1 protein-coding gene is annotated in these 490 nt (G+C 49.8%); it reads left to right on the top strand.

Going from position 1 to position 490, the window contains the following annotated elements; genetic code table 11:
* Positions 1 to 57 precede the first annotated feature (57 nt).
* Complete coding sequence (locus MXAZACID_RS17490; RefSeq protein WP_008495933.1) at positions 58 to 243, top strand: hypothetical protein; 186 nt, start codon at positions 58 to 60, stop codon at positions 241 to 243.
* Positions 244 to 490: the final 247 nt, after the last annotated feature.

Here is a 490-nt window from a genome sequence, read left to right as displayed (position 1 = left end):
GCTAGGTGGTTTTACCCAACTGGCGTTGGCGGATGATAATACATCGGCGACCTAGCCTTGACGAACGGCTTTGGCGAAATCAAGGCTGCATGTTGGAGTCAAATCATCCGTCAATTTGAGATCAATATGATCAGGCTCATGGTCGCCACCGCTGCCGAGATTATGAAGCGCAATGTCGATTTCAATAGGTCAGTTTTGACGGTGCTGGGTGCTGGCGATCGCACGGCTCCTTGGCGTGACTGACGCTGACGCTTGACCGGTTATTGATTTGTAAGGTTAGTCACTTGGTATAATGAGCGACGACAATTTGACGAACCTTTTTGTAGCAGGATAGACTTCATCAAGAATGTCGGCTCGATGTATTGGCGCAGGACGGGCACTTGTCGTTTAAATGTCCGGGACATATCAAGTAAGATTGGCATATCTACAAGGACGTGTCGGCTAGCGGAATGATAACCGCGCTGCCCGAAATAGCGTTTCGGGAGCTAGC

The organism is Acidocella sp. MX-AZ02 (assembly GCF_000306035.1).
Taxonomy (GTDB): Bacteria; Pseudomonadota; Alphaproteobacteria; order Acetobacterales; family Acetobacteraceae; genus Acidocella; species Acidocella facilis.
This window is presented reverse-complemented; position numbering and strand designations above follow the sequence as displayed.